This is a genomic window from Kamptonema formosum PCC 10802, assembly GCF_000332335.1.
Classification (GTDB): domain Bacteria; phylum Cyanobacteriota; class Cyanobacteriia; order Cyanobacteriales; family Oscillatoriaceae; genus Oscillatoria.
The window spans coordinates 5,301,460-5,304,770 of the sequence record NZ_KB235948.1; the positions used below are offsets into that span (position 1 = coordinate 5,301,460).

4 protein-coding genes are annotated in these 3,311 nt (G+C 54.2%); 2 read left to right on the forward strand and 2 right to left on the reverse strand.

The features are described from left to right. Positions 1-15: 15 nt before the first annotated feature. The gene (locus tag OSC10802_RS57045; RefSeq protein WP_198525173.1) at positions 16-225 is read right to left on the reverse strand and encodes a hypothetical protein; all 210 of its coding nucleotides are present in this window, start codon (positions 223-225) and stop codon (positions 16-18) included. Here OSC10802_RS57045 and OSC10802_RS0123270 point away from each other — a divergent pair. Continuing rightward, positions 146-2,200: a cadherin-like domain-containing protein gene (locus OSC10802_RS0123270; protein ID WP_445727657.1), complete on the forward strand. Its 2,055-nt coding sequence runs from the start codon at positions 146-148 to the stop codon at positions 2,198-2,200. The two genes, OSC10802_RS57045 and OSC10802_RS0123270, sit on opposite strands and share 80 nt — an antisense overlap. A gap of 95 nt (positions 2,201-2,295) precedes the next feature. On the opposite strand, the gene cutA is transcribed toward OSC10802_RS0123270, so the two are convergent. After that, on the reverse strand, positions 2,296-2,622 hold the full coding sequence (cutA, locus tag OSC10802_RS0123275) for a divalent-cation tolerance protein CutA (protein ID WP_017719175.1): 327 nt from the start codon (positions 2,620-2,622) through the stop codon (positions 2,296-2,298). Positions 2,623-2,998: 376 nt separating this feature from the next. On the opposite strand from cutA, the gene OSC10802_RS41415 reads away from it, so the two are divergent. Then, positions 2,999-3,311: IS4/Tn5 family transposase DNA-binding protein (locus OSC10802_RS41415; protein ID WP_017719176.1), on the forward strand; the 313-nt coding region annotated here is incomplete at its 3' end.

Sequence of the window (3,311 nt, forward strand, 5' to 3'; positions counted from 1 at the left end):
CCGGCAGCGCCACATTCACCTACACGGCGACAGATAACGACGGGATTCCGACACCACACCGGCAACCGTCACCATACCCGTAACCGCACCCAACACCCCGCCGGTAGCAGAAGACAAAACCGCGCCGGCAACCGCGAATAACGTCATAGCAGACGTCCCAACCCTTACCGGCACAGACACAGACGGCACCGTCGTGTCATACACCATCAGTACATTGCCTGACATAAGTCAAGGCAAACTATTCTTAAATGGAGTGGAAGTAACTGCAGGGCAAATCCTCACCCCCGCACAAGCCGCGCAGCTGAAATTCCAGCCCAACCCCAGCTTCACCGGCAGCGCCACATTCACCTACAGCGCCACCGACAATAGCGGTGCAGTTGATGCCACACCGGCAACCGTCACCATCCCCGTAACCGCACCCAACACCCCGCCGGTGGCAGAAGACAAAACCGCGCCGGCAACCGCGAATAACGTCATAGCAGACGTCCCAACCCTTACCGGCACAGACACAGACGGCACCGTCGTGTCATACACCATCAGTACATTGCCTGACATAAGTCAAGGCAAACTATTCTTAAATGGAGTGGAAGTAACTGCAGGGCAAATCCTCACCCCCGCACAAGCCGCGCAGCTGAAATTCCAGCCCAACCCCAGCTTCACCGGCAGCGCCACATTCACCTACACGGCGACAGATAACGACGGGGATTCCGACACCACACCGGCAACCGTCACCATACCCGTAACCGCACCCAACACCCCGCCGGTAGCAGAAGACAAAACCGCGCCGGCAACCGCGAATAACGTCATAGCAGACGTCCCAACCCTTACCGGCACAGACACAGACGGCACCGTCGTGTCATACACCATCAGTACATTGCCTGACATAAGTCAAGGCAAACTATTCTTAAATGGAGTGGAAGTAACTGCAGGGCAAATCCTCACCCCCGCACAAGCCGCGCAGCTGAAATTCCAGCCCAACCCCAGCTTCACCGGCAGCGCCACATTCACCTACAGCGCCACCGACAATAGCGGTGCAGTTGATGCCACACCGGCAACCGTCACCATCCCCGTAACCGCACCCAACACCCCGCCGGTGGCTACCAACGACAGTGGTTTCACAAATCCGGGAGTGCCGGTGAGTATTAATGTATTGGGCAACGACACTGACGCCAACGGCGACACCCTCACCGTCACCGACTTCACTCAGCCCGCCAACGGCACAGTCAGCTGCACACCGGCAGGCGTGTGCACCTACACCCCCAATCCCGGATTTACCGGCACCGACACCTACACTTACACCATCAGCGACGGAAAAGGAGGCACCGCCACCGCTACCGTCAAGATAACAGTGCCCATACCCGCCAACCAGCCGCCGGTGCCCGCGAACAAAACAGCCCCCTCAACGCCCAACAACACTCCGGTGCAAATTCCCGCCCTGAGTGCCACAGATCCCAATGCGGGCGACACGATTGCGTCGTACACCATAAGCACATTACCCGCACCGAGTCAAGGGGTATTATTACTCAATAGACAGCCGGTGCAAGCGGGACAAAAATTGACTCCTTCTGAAGCAGCGCAGCTGATATTCCAGCCAAACCCCAATTTCACCGGCGACGCCAGTTTCACCTATACCGCCACCGATAACAGCGGTGCTTCCTCCACACCGGCAGCGGTAACGATTCCAGTTACCGCGCCGCCCAAAGCAAATCTGCGCTTGGTTAAGAGAATCACGCGCATCAATTCCACAACCTTTAACGATCTGGCTAGCGACCCAGCCGATCCAGATGACAAGGCATCTGGCTGGCCGAGCAACTATTTGCTGGGGAAAATTGATGGCGGCAAAATTCTGCCGGGAGATGAAATTGAATACACTATCTACTTCCTCTCCGATGGAGGTGCGACGGCCAACAATGTGACCATCTGCGATTTAGTTCCCCGGAATTTGACTTTCATTCCTGGTGGAATCTCTGTTTTCGTAAATGGCAGCCAGCTGTCCTATACCGATGCAGGGGATGGGGATGGCGGTCAATTTTACACTGCCGGCACTTCGCTTCCCGCTTCTTGCCGTAAAGGGAATGAGATACCACAGAATACAAATGGGGCTGTGGTGGTTAATCTGGGTAACATCCCCAGCGCTACCGGCTCGACTCCTTCTAACTCCTACGGGTTCGTGCGCTTCCGCGCCAAGTTCGAGCAGTGATGGGGCATAGGGTATAGGGCATGGGGCATGGGCAATTTCCCCGGTTCCCCTGCTCAATTCCCAATGCCCACTGCCCACTGCCCACTGCCCAATATTTATCGCACGTTTTCTGCGATCCACTGCAGGTAAGGTTCGGAACCGGCAACAATCGGCAGGGCGATGATTTCCGGCACTTGATAGGAGTGGATTTCTCGGACTTTGGCTTCCAGAGCCGAAAAGTGAGTCAAGTTTGTTTTAATCAGCAGCTGCCACTCCTCATTTTGCTCAACCTTGCCCTGCCAGGTGTATATAGATTGCACCGGCAGCAGGGTGATGCAGGCTGCCAGCTTGGCTTCCAGCAGAGCTTTGGCAATGGTTTCTGCCTCCCGACGCGAAGCTGCTGTCACCATCACCACACCGTATTGAGTCGAATCCTTTTCCATCTTTTGCGCCCGATTCTTAAGATTAAAAGTTACAAATCTGGAGGCAGAGCCTCATGTATAGCAGTATGCACTTAGGTTAGGACATTAGATCGAGAGGCCAGGCGAGACGCCTGCCCTACGCCTTTTTCTCTAGGTCACTGATGTCCTAACCAATATGACTGCTGCTATATCTCGTTCCCAGGCTCCGCCTGGGAACGAGTCAAAGCGAGTCAAAGGAGTCAATTTAGTTTTTTTTCTTACTCCCCCTCTCCCCTTGTGGGCTATCCATTACCCACATTTTTCTTAACATAAAGTACATATTTCTTAAAAAATCCTGGAACATTGATGGGCTATAGTTTTAAGCATCCTGGGGCTAGAAGCGGGGAGCAATTAAGTTATGCTTGAATGGGCCAGTAGTGAGCTACAATACGCTCAACTAGGAGATCAGCGACGCCACAAGCGCTTCATTCGGATTGTGGACGATTTGGTGAGCCAACCTGGGGCGAGCGTGCCACAGGCATCAGGAGATAAAGCGGCCACTACCGCCGCCTATGATTTTTGGAAGTCTCCCTATTTTAGTCCGGCTGATATCCGTCAAGCTCATCAAAAGAGTACGATTGGCAGAATTCAGCGCCTTGAGCGAGTTTTAGCAATTCAGGATACCACAGACTTAAACTTTACTCATCATCCGGCCACCTCAGGACTTGGCC

Coding starts and splice junctions, on each gene's coding strand:
- OSC10802_RS57045 (WP_198525173.1), bottom strand. CDS start 225: ATGTCAGGCAATGTACTGATGGTGTATGACACGACGGTGCCGTCTGTG.
- cutA (WP_017719175.1), bottom strand. CDS start 2,622: ATGGAAAAGGATTCGACTCAATACGGTGTGGTGATGGTGACAGCAGCT.